The sequence below is a fragment of the Agrobacterium salinitolerans genome, from assembly GCF_002008225.1.
Taxonomy (GTDB): Bacteria; Pseudomonadota; Alphaproteobacteria; order Rhizobiales; family Rhizobiaceae; genus Agrobacterium; species Agrobacterium salinitolerans.
This window is the reverse complement of record NZ_MRDH01000009.1, coordinates 20,815-36,429: the sequence shown is the minus strand read 5'-3', so window position 1 is coordinate 36,429 and position 15,615 is coordinate 20,815. Positions and strand designations below refer to the sequence as shown.

The following is a 15,615-nucleotide window of genomic DNA, read 5'->3' as shown; positions in this document are numbered from 1 at the left end:
ATTCAGGTCTATCCCGAGCGGCTTTTCGCCCGGGATGACCTAGATCCTCTGTTCTTACTCCGCAGGTTGCTGCATTGCGGCCGCAGGGCCGGATCGTTCGCGATTTCCGGAAAGGGCGCGCTGGCCGAGCCCAATGATGACGACGGTCGAAAGGCTGGCGGCGACGGACACCCAGAAACCGTTATCCGGGCCGAAATTATCGATCACCCAGCCGGAGACGAAGGCGCCGAGCGCCATGCCGATACCGATGCCGGTCATCACCCAGGTTACACCTTCCGTCAGCATCGATTCCGGCACGCGGCGCTCGATCAGGCCGAATGAGGTGATGAAGATCGGCGAGATTGCAACGCCGCTGAGGAAAACGGCAAAAGCGAGAAGCGCAACGGAGGTGTTGGCGACAAGCAGCGGCAGGGCGGTGAGCGCAAGCACGCTGACGGCAATCAGCAATTGTCGTTGCAGGGGCATTTTGGGATTGAGCGCGCCAAGGATGAGGCCGACCACGAAGGAGCCGATTGCGTAAACGCCGATGACGAGGCTGGCGGCTTCCGGTTGACCAAGCGCCTTGGTGATTGCGACGGCGCTCACCTCGGCCGTGGCGAAAGTCGAGCCGACGAAGATCAGGGCAAGCGTGATGATCTGGACCGGCCGCAGGAAGATAGCCGAACGCTGCCGGCGGCCGCTTTCAACCGGCCGCACCTTGGGCTCGGTCGAGCGTTGCAGAAGGAAAGCAAAGGTGCCAAACGCCAGGAAGGTGGTGCTGATCATCATGCCCGCTTCCGGAAAGAGCGAAACCGCAAGTCCAACGGAAAGCGAGGCGCCGGAGATGTAGACGAGTTCATCTGCGGCGGATTCAAAGGCGAAGGCGGTGTTCAGTTCAGGCCGGTCGCGGAAGATTTCCGTCCAGCGGGCGCGCATCATGGCGGGAATGCTTGGCATGGCGGCGGCGAGGAAGGCGGAAAGGAACAGCGTCCAGGCAGGCCATTTCTGATTTGTCGCAATAATCAGTACCGCAAAGGCGATGACCGAGACGATGGTGGCGGGGATGAGGACCTTGCTCTGCCCTTTGCGGTCCACCAGCCGGGAAATTTGCGGGGAGAGGGCGGCATTGGTCAATGCGAAGGTTGCCGAGACGGAGCCGGCCAGCCAATATTCGCCATGGGTCTGGGAAAGCATGGCGACGATGCCGATCGGGGCCATGGCAATGGGGAGGCGGGCGAAGAAGCCGGCGGCGGAAAAGCCTTTTGCGCCTGGAGCCCGGAAAATTTCTCTGTATGGATTAGACATCGGGATGCACCTTGTTCGAAGGGTGTCCACCACATATATACGTGGCGTATGTTAATGAGATAATTGCATACGGCGCGTATGTCAACTAATATACGCGACGTATGAGAAAAATGGAGAAGAAATGCGCAAACCTCGCAGTGAAATGATTGCCGAGACGCGGGCGAAGCTTCTGGCTACGGGCCGCAAGGCCTTTGGCAGCATCGGTTATGCTGAAGCGTCTATGGACGACTTCACCGCCGAAGCCGGTCTCACCCGTGGCGCGCTCTACCATCATTTCGGCGATAAAAAAGGCCTGCTTTCGGCCGTTGTGGCCGAAATCGATGCGGAAATGACCGCAAGGCTTTGTGATATTTCTTCGAGGGCCGATTCCCGGTGGGAGGGTTTTGTCGAGGAGAATCTCGGTTATGTGCGCATGGCTCTCGAACCGGAAATCCAGCGGATCATGTTTCGCGACGGACCGGCGGTGCTGGGTGATCCATCGCGCTGGCCAAATGCCAATGGCTGTATTTCCGCTGTCGCCCGAAGTCTGGAGGCGCTCCGGGAGGAAGGCACCATCGGTGACATTGATCCGGAGGCATGCGCCCGCTTCATCAATGCAGCAAGCAGCAGCGCCGCCCAATGGATCGCCAATTCCGACGATCCCGAAGCCACCTCGAAGCGGGCGGTTGAGAGTTTCCGGGCCTTTCTGGAAGGACTACGGATCAGGAAAGGTTGATCGATCCGGGCTATCGTTTGGTCTCGCGGGTGTCGATTGCTCCAGCGAATCGGAGGCTTGTTGAACGCGTCCGACGGCCTGTTCCGGCGGCGGATGATGAGAAACTCGAGACATCTCGATACAGTTTTTCCGACGCAAAGAAAAACCGTCCGATCCAGCCGATTTCTGTTTACTTTTGCCGAAATTGCACGCCATCACGCTTGCTGAATTCGCTGCCAGGCGTATCGCAAAACCACGGAGGATGAGATGAAGGCACTGGTGCTGGAAGAAAAGGGCAAGCTCTCGCTCAGGGATTTTGATATTCCCGGTGGAGCGGGTTCAGGTGAGCTCGGACCGAAGGATGTGCGCATCCGCACCCATACGGTTGGCATCTGCGGCTCGGACGTCCATTATTATACCCATGGCAAGATCGGTCATTTCGTCGTCAACGAGCCCATGGTCCTCGGCCACGAGGCTTCCGGGACGGTGATCGAAACCGGTTCCGATGTCACCCATCTGAAGGCGGGTGATCGCGTCTGCATGGAGCCCGGCATTCCCGATCCCACATCACGCGCCTCCAAGCTCGGCATCTACAATGTCGATCCGGCTGTCCGCTTCTGGGCGACGCCGCCGATCCATGGTTGCCTGACGCCGGAAGTCGTTCACCCCGCAGCCTTCACCTACAAGCTGCCGGACAATGTGTCCTTCGCCGAAGGCGCGATGGTCGAACCTTTCGCAATCGGCATGCAGGCGGCACTGCGGGCGCGCATTCAGCCCGGTGATATCGCCGTTGTCACGGGCGCCGGCCCGATCGGCATGATGGTTGCCCTGGCAGCATTGGCCGGCGGTTGTTCCAAGGTCATCGTTGCCGATCTCGCTCAGCCGAAGCTCGATATCATCGCCGCCTATGACGGCATCGAGACCGTCAACATCCGCGAGCGCAACCTTGCCGAAGCGGTTTCGGCCGCCACGGATGGCTGGGGTTGTGATATCGTCTTCGAATGCTCGGGTGCTGCACCCGCCGTGCTTGGCATGGCGAAGCTGGCGCGGCCGGGCGGTGCCATCGTGCTTGTTGGCATGCCCGTCGATCCGGTTCCGGTCGATATTGTCGGCCTGCAGGCCAAGGAACTGCGGGTCGAAACGGTCTTCCGTTACGCCAATGTTTATGACCGGGCCGTTGCGCTCATCGCCTCCGGCAAGGTTGACCTGAAGCCGTTGATTTCCGCGACCATTCCCTTCGAAGACAGTATCGCCGGTTTCGACCGCGCGGTCGAAGCACGGGAAACGGATGTGAAATTGCAGATCGTCATGCCGCAATAACGACTGAAGCCTGCCGCTGATGATTGAGCGGCAGGGACGTTGCGGAAAAGTATGAGTGTGGCCTGCCGGCATCCGGCAGGCCACACGTCAAAATTTCACCTGAAATCGTCTTCGGCTGCGCATTGTCTGGGCGCATCACGCCAAATTGAGCGGAAAAATCGCCACGCCCGCCGCGTTTATAATCAGCCCTTTCAGACGACTCTTCAATTCTCGACAAAAAAGAGTCAAAAAAGTATCGGCAATTTCTTCGGCGTGATGTGGATGCAGAGATGCCGCACGCCATATGCTCTCATCAACGCCTTGGACGAGCCATAAAGAGGAATGGCCCGCTCCGTGAATACGGCGGACGTAAGGATGGGAGGAACTATGATGCAGCCCGATCTGGAACTGGTGCACATCCGCAAGGGCGAATCTTTCGCTGCCTGGCGGCATGGCTATCCGTTCCGTACCGTGCGCTGGCACTATCATCCCGAATACGAAATTCATCTGGTCGTCGCGACGTCAGGCACCTTTTACATTGGTGACTTCGTCGGCCGCTTCGGCCCCGGTCAGCTCATCATGACCGGCCCCAATCTCCCCCAGAACTGGATCAGCGAGATCGAGCCGGACGAAATCGTGCCGACACGCTCTCTCGTGATCCAGTTTCCGGAGAGCTTTATCGAAGATGCCTGCGCCTCCATGTCGGAAATGGAGGTCGTGCGCGGCCTCCTTGATCGCAGCCGTCGCGGTATCCTGTTTGACGACGAGACGAGCGACCGCGTTCGTCCGCTCATCCTTAGGCTTATCGAGGCGCAGGGCCTGACCCGTCTGGCGCTCTTCTGGGAAATTCTCGATCTCCTGGTCAATGCGCCGTCTTCAGAAGTGCTGGCGAGCCTGAGTTACGAGCTCGATCTGACCGGTATAGGCGATAGCGGCATCAACCGTGCACTCTCGCATCTGCGCGAACATCTGACGGAACAGGTTGAGGAAATCGATCTCGCCGATATGGTGGGCCAGAGCCCAAGCGCCTTTTCCCGCGCCTTCAAGCGCCATACGGGAACGACGCTGGTGCGCTATCGCAATCAGTTGCGCATCGATCTTGCCTGCCAGATGCTGCTGGCGGATCAGGACGTGAAAGTGGCGGAGGTCTGCTACGATGTGGGCTTTTCCAACCTTTCCAATTTCAACCGGCATTTCCTGAAATTGAAGGGAATGTCGCCGTCGAGGTTCCGAACCATTTTTGCGGCCCAGAAGGCAGCTGTGATGGCGGAGTAAACCAGCGACACATCGCCGATTTCTAAGAATTCGGGCAGAGGTCTGTCCGGAAACGGGCACCTGTTGCCCCAACTTTCCAAACGGGAGGAAGAGTGAGATGAAAATGAAATCCAAGTTTCTGATGGCGACAGCCGCAATTGCAATGATGGCCGCTCCGGCGCTGGCGCAGGAAAAGCTGAAGATCGGCATGACCTTCCAGGAACTGAACAATCCCTATTTCGTATCGATGCAGGAAGCCTTGAAGGAAGCTGCCGCCAGTATCGGCGCTGACGTCGTGGTCACCGACGCCGGCCACGATGTGGCAAAGCAGATTTCCGACGTTGAAGACATGCTTCAGCAGAAGATCGATATCCTGCTCCTGAACCCCACCGACAGCGCCGGCATCGAAGCTGCCGTACACGCTGCCAAGGCTGCCGGCGTGATCGTTGTTGCTGTCGACGCCAACGCCAACGGCCCGGTCGATACCTTCGTCGGTTCCAAGAACCGTGATGCTGGCTATCAGTCGTGCAAATATCTCGGTACGTCGTTGAACGGCAAGGGTGAGGTTGCCATCCTCGACGGTATCCCGGTCGTTCCGATCCTGCAGCGCGTCGAAGGCTGCAAGGCTGCTCTCGCGGAATTCCCCGAGATCAAGCTCGTCGACACGCAGAACGGCCGTCAGGACCGCTCCGTTGCTCTCGGCGTCGTCGAAAACATGATCCAGTCGCGCCCGAACCTCGCCGGCATCTTCTCGGTGAATGACGGCGGTGCCATGGGAGCGTTGGCTGCTATCCAGGGTTCCGGCAAGGACATCAAGCTGACCTCGGTCGACGGTGCCCCGGAAGCGGTGAAGGCAATTGCAGACGGTGGTCCTTTCATCGAAACCACCGCGCAGTTCCCGCGTGACCAGGTCCGTGTCGGCCTTGCCATGGCGCTCGCCCAGAAGTGGGGTGCTCGCGTTGTGCCGAAGGAAGTACCGATCGACGTCATGGTCGTCGACAGCAAGAACGCCGGCGAGTTCAGCTGGTAAGAACGCCTCCCACGTCCCGTCCCCGCTTCATGCGGGGGCGGGGCAGTCCCGACCATTGAGGAGGGTGAAATGCTGGAACTGAATGGAATAAGAAAAAGCTTTGGCAAGATCGAAGTCCTGCGTGGCGTCGACCTTGAGGCGCGCGCCGGCGAGGTGCATGCGCTTCTGGGCGAAAACGGCGCAGGCAAGTCGACGCTGATGAAAATCCTGTGCGGCATTCTGCAGCCCTCGGAAGGGACGATCCGCATTGATGGCAAGGATCGCCGCTTCGCCAATTATGATGAGGCGATTGCCGCCGGTGTCGGCATCGTTTTTCAGGAATTCAGCCTGATCCCCTATCTCAACGCCGTGGAAAACATGTTTCTTGCCCGCGAAATCCGCGGGCCGCTGCGCCTTTTGAACAAGGGCGCGATGCGCAAGCGCGCCGCGGAGATCATGAGCCGGCTGGCGGTTGATGTACCGCTTGACGTGCCGGTGCATCGCCTCTCCGTTGCCCAGCAACAATTTGTCGAGATCGCCAAGGCACTGTCGCTCGATGCCCGCATTCTCGTGCTCGACGAGCCGACCGCCACACTGACGCCTTCCGAGACGGAGCATCTATTCACGGTCATGCGCGAGCTGCGGCGTCAGGGTGTGGCGATCATCTTCATTTCGCACCACCTCGAGGAAATATTCGAGATCTGCGACCGCATTACCGTTCTGCGCGACGGCGAATTGATCGGTTCCTGCCTGACCTCGGAAGTCGACAATGACCGCCTGGTGGAGATGATGGTCGGTCGGCGCATCGAAGCCAGCTTTCCGCCCAAGCCGCAACTTGATCCCGCCGCCGCAAAGGTGATCGAAGTCGAAGAGCTGCAATTGAAGAAGGGCGGTCCTGTCTCGCGCTTTGCTCTGCGCAAGGGTGAGATCCTCGGCTTTGCCGGGCTCGTTGGCTCGGGCCGCACGGAAACCGTTCTCGCCATGCTCGGGGCACATTCCGCCTCGCGCCGCAAGATCAAGGTCGACGGTGTGGACACGCGCTTTTCCGGCCCTGATGAGGCGCTGATGCGCGGCATCGGCCTGCTGCCAGAAAGCCGCAAGGAAGAGGGGCTGATTACCAGCTTCTCCATCCTCCAGAATATTTCGCTGAACAACTATCGCAAGTACCGCAAGGCTCACTGGTTCCTCGATCTCAAAAAGGAACTGGAGCATACGACAAAAGCGATGGCGCAGGTGCAGGTCAAGGCGCAGGGGCCGTACGCCCGCGTCGACACGCTGTCCGGCGGCAACCAGCAGAAGATCGTGATTGCCCGCTGGCTGAACCATGACATGCGCGTCTTGATCTTCGACGAGCCGACACGCGGCATCGATGTCGGCGCAAAGGCAGAAATCTATTCGCTGATGCGCGAATTTGCCGCCAGGGGCCATTCGATCATCATGATCTCCTCGGAGCTGCCGGAAGTGATCGGCATGTCCGACCGGGTCTGCGTCTTCCGTTCCGGCGGCATCGTCGCCACCGTCGAAGGCGCAGACATCAATTCAGAAACAATAATGACAAACGCCACCACCGGGAGAGTTGAACATGTCGCTTGATGCAAACACCGGCACCGCCGCGAAAACGGGCGGCTTCAGTCTTGGCGCCATGCTGCGTTCGCCGCTCGCCCTGCCGCTGGCAGGCCTGATTGTCGTCTCCATCCTCATGGGGCTCGCGAGCGACAATTTCTTCAGCGTTAACAACATCATGAACGTGCTGCGGCAGGTTTCCGTCGTCGGCATTCTCGCCGTCGGCATGACCTTCGTCATCCTCACCGGCGGCATCGACCTTTCGGTCGGCGCGGTCATGGCGCTTGTCGGAACACTGTCCGCTGGCCTGATGGTGAACACCGGCCTCTCGCCCGCAATTGCGCTGCCTGCCGGCCTGTTTATCGGTCTCGGCATCGGCGTCTTCAACGGGGCGCTCGTCGCCTGGGGCAGAATGCCCGCCATCATCGTCACGCTCGCCACCATGGGCATGGCCCGCGGTCTCGGCCTCATCTATTCCGGCGGTTACCCTGTCAGCGGCATTCCGAGCTGGATTTCCTGGTTCGGCGTCGGCCGTATCGGCGTCGTTCCGGTGCCCGTCATCATCATGGTGGTGATTTATGCGGTGGCATGGGTGCTGTTACAGCGCACGGCGTTCGGTCGCCACGTTTACGCGCTCGGTGGTAACGAACTGGCGGCCCGCCTCTCGGGCGTTAAGACCCAGCGCGTCAAGCTTGCCGTCTATGGCATCTCCGGTGTGACGGCCGCTTTTGCCGCCCTCATCCTCACCGGCCGCCTGATGAGCGGTCAGCCCAATGCCGGTGTCGGCTTCGAACTGGACGCCATCGCGGCCGTCGTTCTCGGCGGCACGGCGATTGCCGGCGGCAGGGGCCTCATCCTCGGCACGCTCATCGGCGCGGTGCTGCTCGGCATTCTCAATAACGGCCTCAACCTGATGGGCATCAACCCCTATCTGCAGGATGTCATCAAGGGCGGCATCATTCTGCTGGCCATCTATATCGGGCGCGAATGGCGCTGAGCCGGCCCGGAAATATCTTCATAAACGCAGGAGAATTAAATGTCTGAATCGCTGCAAGGCAAGATCGCGGTCATCACCGGCGCCGCATCCGGCATCGGGCTTGCCACCACCGAAGCGCTGTTGGAACAGGGCGCAACCGTGGTCATGGTCGACTGGAACGAGAAAGCCTTGGATGATCTGGCCGCCAAGCTCGGCGAGCGCGCCATCCCGCAGGTGACGAACCTGCTGGACGCCGACAGCTGCAACGCGATGATCCCTGAGATCCTCAAGAACGTCGATCATATCGATATTCTCTATTGCAACGCCGGCACCTATATCGGCGGCGATCTCACCGAAACGACGCCCGAAGCCATCGACAAGATGCTGAATCTCAACGTCAACGCGGTCATGAAGAATGTTCATGCCGTCGTGCCGCATATGTCGGAGCGCAAGACTGGCGATATCGTCGTCACCTGCTCGATTGCCGGTCATTTCCCGACCTACTGGGAGCCGGTCTATTCTGGCTCGAAATGGGCAATCACCAGCTTCGTGCAGGGCATGCGCCGCCAGATGATCCCGCACGGCGTGCGCGTCGCGCAGGTCTCTCCCGGCCCGGTCGTTTCCGCACTTCTCGCGGACTGGCCGGAGGAAAATCTTCGCAAGGCCAAGGAATCCGGCAGCCTTATCGATGCGAGCGAAGTGGCTGATGCCGTCGTTTATATGCTGACGCGCAAACGTACCGTCACCATCCGCGATATGCTGGTCTTGCCGACCAACTTCGACCGCGTTTAATAATCTCTGAAGCGGCGGAAGAACCGGAACGGTTCCGCCGCTTTAACCTGTTCAAGCACCGGATGATCCGCTCCGAGGAGTATCGCAAATGGCTTCCTATCTTGTTGGCGTCGATGTCGGGACCGGCTCGGCGCGGGCCGGTGTCTTTGATGTCGCGGGCAAGCTTCTCGCCACCGCCAAACGCCCGATCGGCATGCATCGCGAGGATGGCGGCATTGCCGAACAATCGAGTGACGAAGTATGGCAGGCCGTTTGCGACAGCGTCCGGGAAAGTGTTTCCCGCGCCGGTATCGATCCGGCCGAGGTCGCCGGCATCGGTTTCGATGCCACCTGCTCGCTGGTGGTGCGTGGACCGGAAGATGAGACCCCGCCGGTGGGCGCACCCGATCATCCCGAGCGCGATATCATCGTCTGGATGGATCACCGCGCCGTCGAACAGGCGGAGCGTATCAATGCCGGCGAACATGCTGTGCTGAAATATGTCGGCGGCCGTATTTCCCCGGAAATGCAGACGCCGAAACTGCTGTGGCTCAGCGAAAACAGGCCCGACATCTATGCCCGGGCCGAGCATTTTTTCGACCTCACGGACTTTCTGACATGGAAGGCGTCGGGCGCGCTTGATCGCTCCGCCTGCACGGTAACTTGCAAGTGGACCTATCTCGCCCACGAAAACCGCTGGGATGCGGAATATTTCACCAAGATCGGCCTTGGCGATCTGGCGGAGCAGGGCTTTCGCCGCGTCGGTGAAAGCGTCGTCCATCCCGGCACGGCGCTGGGTAACGGTTTGACGGAAGACGCTGCAAAAGCCATGGGTCTGGTTGCGGGCACAGCCGTTGCGGCAGGTCTGATCGACGCCCATGCCGGCGGCGTCGGCACGGTGGCTGCGGGCGGCGATGCGTCGCGATGCCTCGGTTATGTTTTCGGCACTTCGTCCTGCACGATGACGACCACCACCGAACCCGCCTTCGTGCCCGGCGTCTGGGGACCCTATTATTCGGCCATGGTTCCTGGCGCCTGGCTCAATGAAGGCGGCCAGTCCGCTGCCGGCGCAGCCATCGATTATCTCGTGCAACTGCACCCGGCCTATGCAGAGGCGAAGGCGCTTGCCGACAAGGAAGGCAAAGCCTTGCCGGTATGGCTCGCTGACCGGGCGCTCAATCTTGCCGCATCCGCTTCCGCTGCTGCAAAGATCACCGAGGATTTTCACGTGGTGCCGGAATTTCTCGGCAACCGCGCGCCGTTTGCCGATCCCCATGCCCGCGCCGTCATCGCCGGTTACGGCATGGAGACGGGCGTGGATTCCCTTGTGGCGCTTTATGTGGCGGGTCTTCTCGGCCTCGGTTACGGGCTTCGCCAGATCATCGAAACGCAGGCCCGCAGCGGCGCGCCGGTGGAAACCATCAGCGTCAGCGGCGGGGCAGGCGCTCATCCGCTTGCCCGGCAGTTGCTGGCCGATGCGACGGGGCTTCCCGTTGAACTGACCGAATGCGAAGAGCCGGTGCTTCTCGGCTCGGCCATGCTGGGCGCCGTTGCCGCCGGAACCTATCCCGACCTCATTGCCGCCATGCCGGCGATGTCGCGGATTGTAAGCTGCGCAACGCCCGATCCTGATTTTCAAAAGGTTCATCAGGTGCGTTACGACTCGTTCCTGGCGCTCCAGAGCGCTGCCCGCGCCATTCGCGCCTCCAGTCATTCCTGAGCGGCTCCAAGAACTCACATCATCCGGCCGTCATGGCCGCAAGAAATAAAGAGGATTCCATGCAGTTTTCCGGAAAATCCGTCATCATCACCGGCGCAGGAAAAGGCATCGGCCGTGCCTGCGCGCAACTGATGGCCGCCCGCGGTGCGGACGTGGTGGCGATCANAAAGGCATCGGCCGTGCCTGCGCGCAACTGATGGCCGCCCGCGGTGCGGACGTGGTGGCGATCAGCCGCACGCAGTCCGATCTCGACAGCCTGAAAAGCGAAATCGGCGGACGTGCGATCCGCGTTGATCTTGCCGATGTCGCCGCCACCCGCGCTGCGATGGCGGAGGCTGGCCCCTGCGATTTCCTCATCAACAGCGCCGGCATCAACGTGCTGGAAAGCGTGCTCAACATGAGCGATGCGGGTTATGAAGCCGTGCTGGGCATTAACTTGCGTGCGGCCCTCGTCACCTGCCAGGAATTTGCCCGCGCCCGCATCGCAAATGGCGGCGGCGGCGCCATCGTCAACATCACCTCAATCGCCGGTCATCGCGGTTTTCAGGATCACCTGTGTTATGCGGCCTCCAAGGCAGGTCTAGAGGGCGCAACGCGCGTTCTCGCCAAGGAGCTCGGCCCCCACGGTATTCGCGTCAACGCCGTCGCCCCAACAATTACGCTGACTGAACTCGCAGCGGAAGCCTGGAACGACCCCGCAAAGAGCCAGCCGATGATGGTTCGTCATCCGCTCAACCGCTTTGCGGAAGCAGAAGAGGTGGCGCAGAGCATCGCGCTGTTGCTTTCCGATGACAGCAAGATGATTTCCGGCGCCGTATTGCCTGTTGACGGCGGTTTCCTCGCTGTTTGATGTGCGCGGGAAGTCTGACGCGCAAACGCCTGCCCGACAATAAAAGAACGCCCGACAAACCGCCGGGCGCTCCTCTTAATGAATGACAATGCTATTAATGACGATGTTCTGGCATGTCCTTCAGCTGGTCCTTGGTCCATGACGTGACCGCGTGGACATCGCCGTCCTCATCCCGCATGAAATCAAGATCGCTAAGCGGTACTGCGACGGGCTTTGCGCCGATACCAAGAAAGCCGCCGACATCGATGATGGCGGTGCTGCCTGCCCCGACGCCGTGAACATGATCGACCTTGCCGACCTTGTGATCGTCTGCACCATAAACGGTGGCACCTTCAAGAACGGACGGCGTCAATTCGGTTTCAACCAGGCGGACGTGATTGGTGTGATCCATTGTTCTTGCTCCTGTCGTGGTTTGCAGAAAACAAACTCCTCCAACGCAAAACCGTTCCATCGAATGGCGCTGGCCGGCGTCAGTCGGTGAGGTCTGGTGATTTCTCATCGGTACATTGTTGGGGTTTGCGGCAGGCGGTTTCGAAAAGGTTGCGGAATGGTCACACCTTTTCTCTGGAAGACAAGTTTTCGCTAAATTGCAACCGCTAAAGTTGTTGCGATGACGTGGCTGGATGTTATCTCTGCGTCAGGTTGAATCATCAAGGGGATGAGGGATGAAAAAGTTGGGGGCGGTTTTGCTGGTGGCTCTTTTGAGCGCATGTGCAAAGCCATCTGACGGACCGACCGCAGGCAATATCCGATCTGCGACTTTTCCTCGAACCAACGAAAAAATCCCAGTCATCGAGCTCGCGAATGCGCCGGCGGCTACGGTTTCCGCCGGAAGCCTGCAGAATGCTTCCGGCCCCGGCCTCACAGCGCTTCGCAACACCGGCTACAACGCCCAGAGATTGCGTCGCGGCGACGTGATCGACATCACCGTGCTGGATACCGGCGAAGACGGGCTTTTCTCCCCGACGCAAAGCAAGACGCTCAATCTCGGACGCTTTACGGTGGACCAGAGCGGATCGGTGAATATCCCCTTCGTAGGCAAACAGAGGGTGGTGGATTCGACACCCGAGGGGCTGCAATCGCAGGTCGTCGCCGGGCTCAAGGGATCAGCCGTGAACCCGCAGGCCGTCGTCACTGTCGTCGACAAGCCGACGAGCGCCGTCATGCTGAGCGGTGCGGTGAAAAACCCCGGCAAAATAATGCTTACCGCCCGTCAGGAGCGGGTGCTCGATGCGCTCAATCAGGCTGGCGGCCCGACCGTCGCTCCGGGCGCTGCCACGGTTACCGTCGTTCGCGGCTCGCACAGGGCGAGCGCGCCGCTTGACCGCGTCATGCGGGAAGACCGCCAGAATATCCGCCTGTCGCCGGACGATCAGATCATGATCGATGGCGATGCGGCGAGCTACACCGCGCTCGGCGCTTTCAAGAGCGCCGGCGAATTCCAGTTCGAAGCCGGAAAACTCACGCTGGCGCAGGCTGTCGGCCGCGCCGGCGGGTTGCTTGATGACCGTGCGGACGCGCGCAATGTCTATGTCTTCCGCAACGAGATCATTCAGGTGCCGTCGGCAGCTGCATCGGGCGCGAAAGGCCCGGTTGCGACGGCCACGACCGTGCGGCCGGTGATTTATCACGTCAATATGCGCGATGCTTCCAGCATTGCCCTCATGCAGCTCTTCCAGATGCAGAAGGGCGATGTGCTCTATGCCAGCAACGCGCCGCTGGTGGATTCGGCCAAGCTCCTGACCGTGTTCCAGAAGAGCGTGCCGACGGCCGCAGCACCGCTTCCCGGCGGCGGCAACTGACCAATTAAGCGCTACAAAAGCTGTAGCGCTTCCATCGCCGATTGCGGACGCGACGCGGGTTCGCCTTGACAACAGGCGTCCGCAAAATCCGTCAGCCTTTGCGTTGTTCGCACCTCGCCCGTCGCGATAAGCCGCCGGGCAAGCCGCCCCACGGAGAATATATCCTGATCCGGCTTTGCGGTTGCGTCCCGCATCCGTTCCGGTGCTGCAAATTCGTGCGAGGCGGCAAAGCGCATGCCCCGGTCCGCGTGTTTTTGGCCGATTTCCAAAGCAATGCCGAAATCGCCAAGCCTGCCCCTTTCGAAATCGCCATCCTCCAGCAGAATATTGGCTGGCGTGACATCGCAGTGGACGTACCCCCGTGCATGCATGGCGCTCAGCCCTTCCAGGAGCCGGCGAAGGATTGCGATCGCCTGCGGCGCGGTAACCGGCGGCTGCGATGCAAGCGATGCCAATGATTGCGGAAACCATGGCTGCAACAGGCCCGGCCGGCCATCGGCCAGTCTCAGCAGCGCCGATGTTTCCACCAGAAACGGATGGCGCAATGTCAGGCCGAGCTGCGCCTCCTCGCGTAATCTTTGCAGCAGCGCCGCGTCGTTTCTCAACGCCGGCGGCGTGGTTTTCAGGGCATGAAGGGAGCCGAGATCACGGTGCCGCACCTGCAGCAGCAGCGTGTTTTCGCTTTCGTAGGCAATCCGTTCAAGGGCAAAACTGTCGGCGATCCAGCTGGGTTTCGCATCGGAAAAATACGAGATTTTCCGGTCCAGCGCATTTCTGACCTGATCGATCAGGTCTTTCTGTTCTTCGGCAGGCCTTTCCCGCATGCCGTCATGGCGAATGCTTTGCCATAGATCGGAAAAGCGCTCGGAAACCTGCGGATAGGCAGGCCCGTCGCCCGTTTGTTTACCCTTACTCAAGCCGGTTTCCAATCACGATGGCGCTGACATTCTCGCGTGCGTCCTCGATCAACGCTTCCTGGATCAGGGCGCTGGCGCAATCCTTGATCGCAGTGTCGCCGACAATCTCGGCAATGGCTCGCTCCTTCAGGATTTGTACCAGCGGATAGCTGCACAGGAGCAGCCTGTCCTGCGCCCCCCAGTCTTCCCCGACGATATCCGGGCGGAACTGCTGGGAAAGGCCGACACATTGCGCGAGCTGCCTTTTCATGCCGACAACGACGTGATCGCGCGAAAGCTGATGCATGGTTCCGTTTTTCAGGAGATAGGCGCGCGCATCGCCGGACCACAGGACGCTCAGTCTGCGGCCGATAATGGAGGCAATGATGACGCTCGCCATCGGCCTGCCGTCGGCGCCCAGGGCTTGTCGGGAAAGAAGCAGGCTGTTGACGGTGCCGAGCTTTCCCCTGATCTGCTGCGCCATCACCCCGGGGCTTTCGGCATCGGGTGTCTCGGCAAGAGTATTTGTGGCCAGACGTGCTGCTTCCACGGCGCTGTGCGTATCGCCCTGTCCATCCGCTATGGCGAAGAGGGCAGGGGTCTGGGAAACGAAGAGCGAATCCGCGTTCAGGGAAAGCCGTGTTCCCGGGTGCGTGGCATAGCTGTAGATCACCGATGACGGCTGTTCGGTTGGCGGTGCGGGCGCGGACGTCATCACGGGCGGAGTTTTTTGTTTCGCACTTTCCTGCGCCTGTACGGATGTCGAGCCGTCCTCCTCGCTCTTTCCTTCCATGTCGCTGAAGAGGCGCAGGAAATCGGAAGCTTTCGGTTTGCCGTCGAATTTGAGACCGCGGGCACGGCGGCTGACGGGATCGATGCGCCACCAGAGGCTCGTCGGTACGCGGCCACGCACCATGTCCGCCGCATCATCATCGTCTTCCCGTGGTTTCGGCAGGCGCAATTTCTTGACGGAGGTATTAAACCGGGACATGTCGAAATCGCCCGTCATGGATGTTTCGGCCAGCGCCTCGGCGGCCATGAACCAGGTATCGTCTAGATAGAGCGTTCTCGGATGTTTTCGGAAGCTATTGAGCTGCGCGATGATGGCAAGCGGATATTTGCGCCCCACCCGGTCTGCACTGGGCACCAGCACGCCGGCATAGGCGCAGTTTCCCCATATGCCGTTTTCGATGATAAAGCGTATGGGCGGCGATGACGCAAATATTTCGGGCCATCGGCTCGAGAAAGTGTCCGCGCAGGCGTGCAGGCCGGATCGCATCCAGTCGTCAAATGTCCCGATCAGCTCCCGTTCAAGCCCATCGGAGATGAAGTCGCCATGGCTGGGGACCTTGCCGAAGAAGCCGATACGGTCGCTTTCCGCCGCGGTTTCGGCGGGCCTCGATGCCTGATTGGCCATCAGTCGTTATTGACCGCGTTGCTTTTCATCGTTGTTTTCATCATAGATCCCCTCCTTAAAAAAACGGTGCGCTGCCCCGC

The 15,615-nt window shown here is 60.2% G+C and carries 13 protein-coding genes and 1 pseudogene; 10 read left to right on the top strand and 4 right to left on the bottom strand.

What is annotated here, in order from left to right:
• Positions 1-54: 54 nt before the first annotated feature.
• Positions 55-1,284, bottom strand: a complete 1,230-nt coding sequence (locus BS627_RS10360; protein WP_077983143.1) for an MFS transporter — start codon at positions 1,282-1,284, stop codon at positions 55-57.
• 121 nt (positions 1,285-1,405) lie between these two features.
• Between BS627_RS10360 and BS627_RS10355 the strand changes: the two genes are divergently transcribed.
• From BS627_RS10355 to BS627_RS10315, 9 genes and pseudogenes are all read left to right on the top strand, one after another.
• Positions 1,406-1,999 (top strand): TetR/AcrR family transcriptional regulator, encoded by a 594-nt coding sequence (locus BS627_RS10355; protein ID WP_162520527.1) that lies wholly within the window; start codon positions 1,406-1,408, stop codon positions 1,997-1,999.
• 246 nt (positions 2,000-2,245) lie between these two features.
• On the top strand, positions 2,246-3,298 hold the full coding sequence (locus tag BS627_RS10350; RefSeq protein ID WP_077983141.1) for an NAD(P)-dependent alcohol dehydrogenase: 1,053 nt from the start codon (positions 2,246-2,248) through the stop codon (positions 3,296-3,298).
• Positions 3,299-3,667: 369 nt separating this feature from the next.
• Complete coding sequence (locus tag BS627_RS10345; protein ID WP_077983140.1) at positions 3,668-4,552, top strand: AraC family transcriptional regulator; 885 nt, start codon at positions 3,668-3,670, stop codon at positions 4,550-4,552.
• A gap of 97 nt (positions 4,553-4,649) precedes the next feature.
• Entirely contained in the window at positions 4,650-5,561 is a 912-nt protein-coding gene (locus BS627_RS10340; protein ID WP_077983139.1) for an ABC transporter substrate-binding protein, read from the top strand.
• 69 nt (positions 5,562-5,630) lie between these two features.
• Positions 5,631-7,133: a sugar ABC transporter ATP-binding protein gene (locus tag BS627_RS10335; RefSeq protein ID WP_077983138.1), complete on the top strand. Its 1,503-nt coding sequence runs from the start codon at positions 5,631-5,633 to the stop codon at positions 7,131-7,133.
• Positions 7,123-8,100, top strand: coding sequence for an ABC transporter permease (locus tag BS627_RS10330; RefSeq protein WP_077983137.1), 978 nt, complete (start codon positions 7,123-7,125; stop codon positions 8,098-8,100). The genes BS627_RS10335 and BS627_RS10330 overlap by 11 nt, the downstream gene beginning before the upstream one ends.
• Before the next feature lie 39 nt (positions 8,101-8,139).
• Positions 8,140-8,871 (top strand): SDR family oxidoreductase, encoded by a 732-nt coding sequence (locus BS627_RS10325; RefSeq protein ID WP_077983136.1) that lies wholly within the window; start codon positions 8,140-8,142, stop codon positions 8,869-8,871.
• An 88-nt stretch (positions 8,872-8,959) separates the two neighbouring features.
• Positions 8,960-10,570, top strand: a complete 1,611-nt coding sequence (locus tag BS627_RS10320; protein WP_077983135.1) for an FGGY-family carbohydrate kinase — start codon at positions 8,960-8,962, stop codon at positions 10,568-10,570.
• Between the two features lie 59 nt (positions 10,571-10,629).
• A pseudogene (locus tag BS627_RS10315) lies at positions 10,630-11,420 on the top strand (SDR family oxidoreductase).
• Between the two features lie 94 nt (positions 11,421-11,514).
• Here BS627_RS10315 and BS627_RS10310 read toward each other — a convergent pair.
• The gene (locus BS627_RS10310) at positions 11,515-11,811 is read right to left on the bottom strand and encodes a PRC-barrel domain-containing protein (protein ID WP_003522015.1); all 297 of its coding nucleotides are present in this window, start codon (positions 11,809-11,811) and stop codon (positions 11,515-11,517) included.
• 274 nt (positions 11,812-12,085) lie between these two features.
• Between BS627_RS10310 and BS627_RS10305 the strand changes: the two genes are divergently transcribed.
• Positions 12,086-13,222: a polysaccharide biosynthesis/export family protein gene (locus BS627_RS10305; RefSeq protein ID WP_077983134.1), complete on the top strand. Its 1,137-nt coding sequence runs from the start codon at positions 12,086-12,088 to the stop codon at positions 13,220-13,222.
• An 11-nt stretch (positions 13,223-13,233) separates the two neighbouring features.
• Here the strand turns inward: BS627_RS10305 and BS627_RS10300 are convergent, their stop codons facing one another.
• Positions 13,234-14,139, bottom strand: a complete 906-nt coding sequence (locus BS627_RS10300) for a protein kinase domain-containing protein (protein WP_077983133.1) — start codon at positions 14,137-14,139, stop codon at positions 13,234-13,236.
• Positions 14,132-15,535, bottom strand: a complete 1,404-nt coding sequence (gene tagF / locus BS627_RS10295) for a type VI secretion system-associated protein TagF (RefSeq protein WP_077983132.1) — start codon at positions 15,533-15,535, stop codon at positions 14,132-14,134. The genes BS627_RS10300 and tagF overlap by 8 nt, the downstream gene beginning before the upstream one ends.
• Positions 15,536-15,615 lie beyond the last annotated feature (80 nt).

Bases quoted from the DNA above. Each gene is read 5' to 3' on its own strand.
- BS627_RS10330 (WP_077983137.1), top strand. From the start codon at position 7,123: ATGTCGCTTGATGCAAACACCGGCACCGCCGCGAAAACGGGCGGCTTC.
- BS627_RS10310 (WP_003522015.1), bottom strand. From the start codon at position 11,811: ATGGATCACACCAATCACGTCCGCCTGGTTGAAACCGAATTGACGCCG.
- BS627_RS10355 (WP_162520527.1), top strand. From the start codon at position 1,406: ATGCGCAAACCTCGCAGTGAAATGATTGCCGAGACGCGGGCGAAGCTT.
- BS627_RS10345 (WP_077983140.1), top strand. From the start codon at position 3,668: ATGCAGCCCGATCTGGAACTGGTGCACATCCGCAAGGGCGAATCTTTC.
- BS627_RS10320 (WP_077983135.1), top strand. From the start codon at position 8,960: ATGGCTTCCTATCTTGTTGGCGTCGATGTCGGGACCGGCTCGGCGCGG.
- BS627_RS10335 (WP_077983138.1), top strand. From the start codon at position 5,631: ATGCTGGAACTGAATGGAATAAGAAAAAGCTTTGGCAAGATCGAAGTC.
- BS627_RS10360 (WP_077983143.1), bottom strand. From the start codon at position 1,284: ATGTCTAATCCATACAGAGAAATTTTCCGGGCTCCAGGCGCAAAAGGC.
- BS627_RS10305 (WP_077983134.1), top strand. From the start codon at position 12,086: ATGAAAAAGTTGGGGGCGGTTTTGCTGGTGGCTCTTTTGAGCGCATGT.
- BS627_RS10340 (WP_077983139.1), top strand. From the start codon at position 4,650: ATGAAAATGAAATCCAAGTTTCTGATGGCGACAGCCGCAATTGCAATG.
- tagF (WP_077983132.1), bottom strand. From the start codon at position 15,535: ATGGCCAATCAGGCATCGAGGCCCGCCGAAACCGCGGCGGAAAGCGAC.
- BS627_RS10325 (WP_077983136.1), top strand. From the start codon at position 8,140: ATGTCTGAATCGCTGCAAGGCAAGATCGCGGTCATCACCGGCGCCGCA.
- BS627_RS10350 (WP_077983141.1), top strand. From the start codon at position 2,246: ATGAAGGCACTGGTGCTGGAAGAAAAGGGCAAGCTCTCGCTCAGGGAT.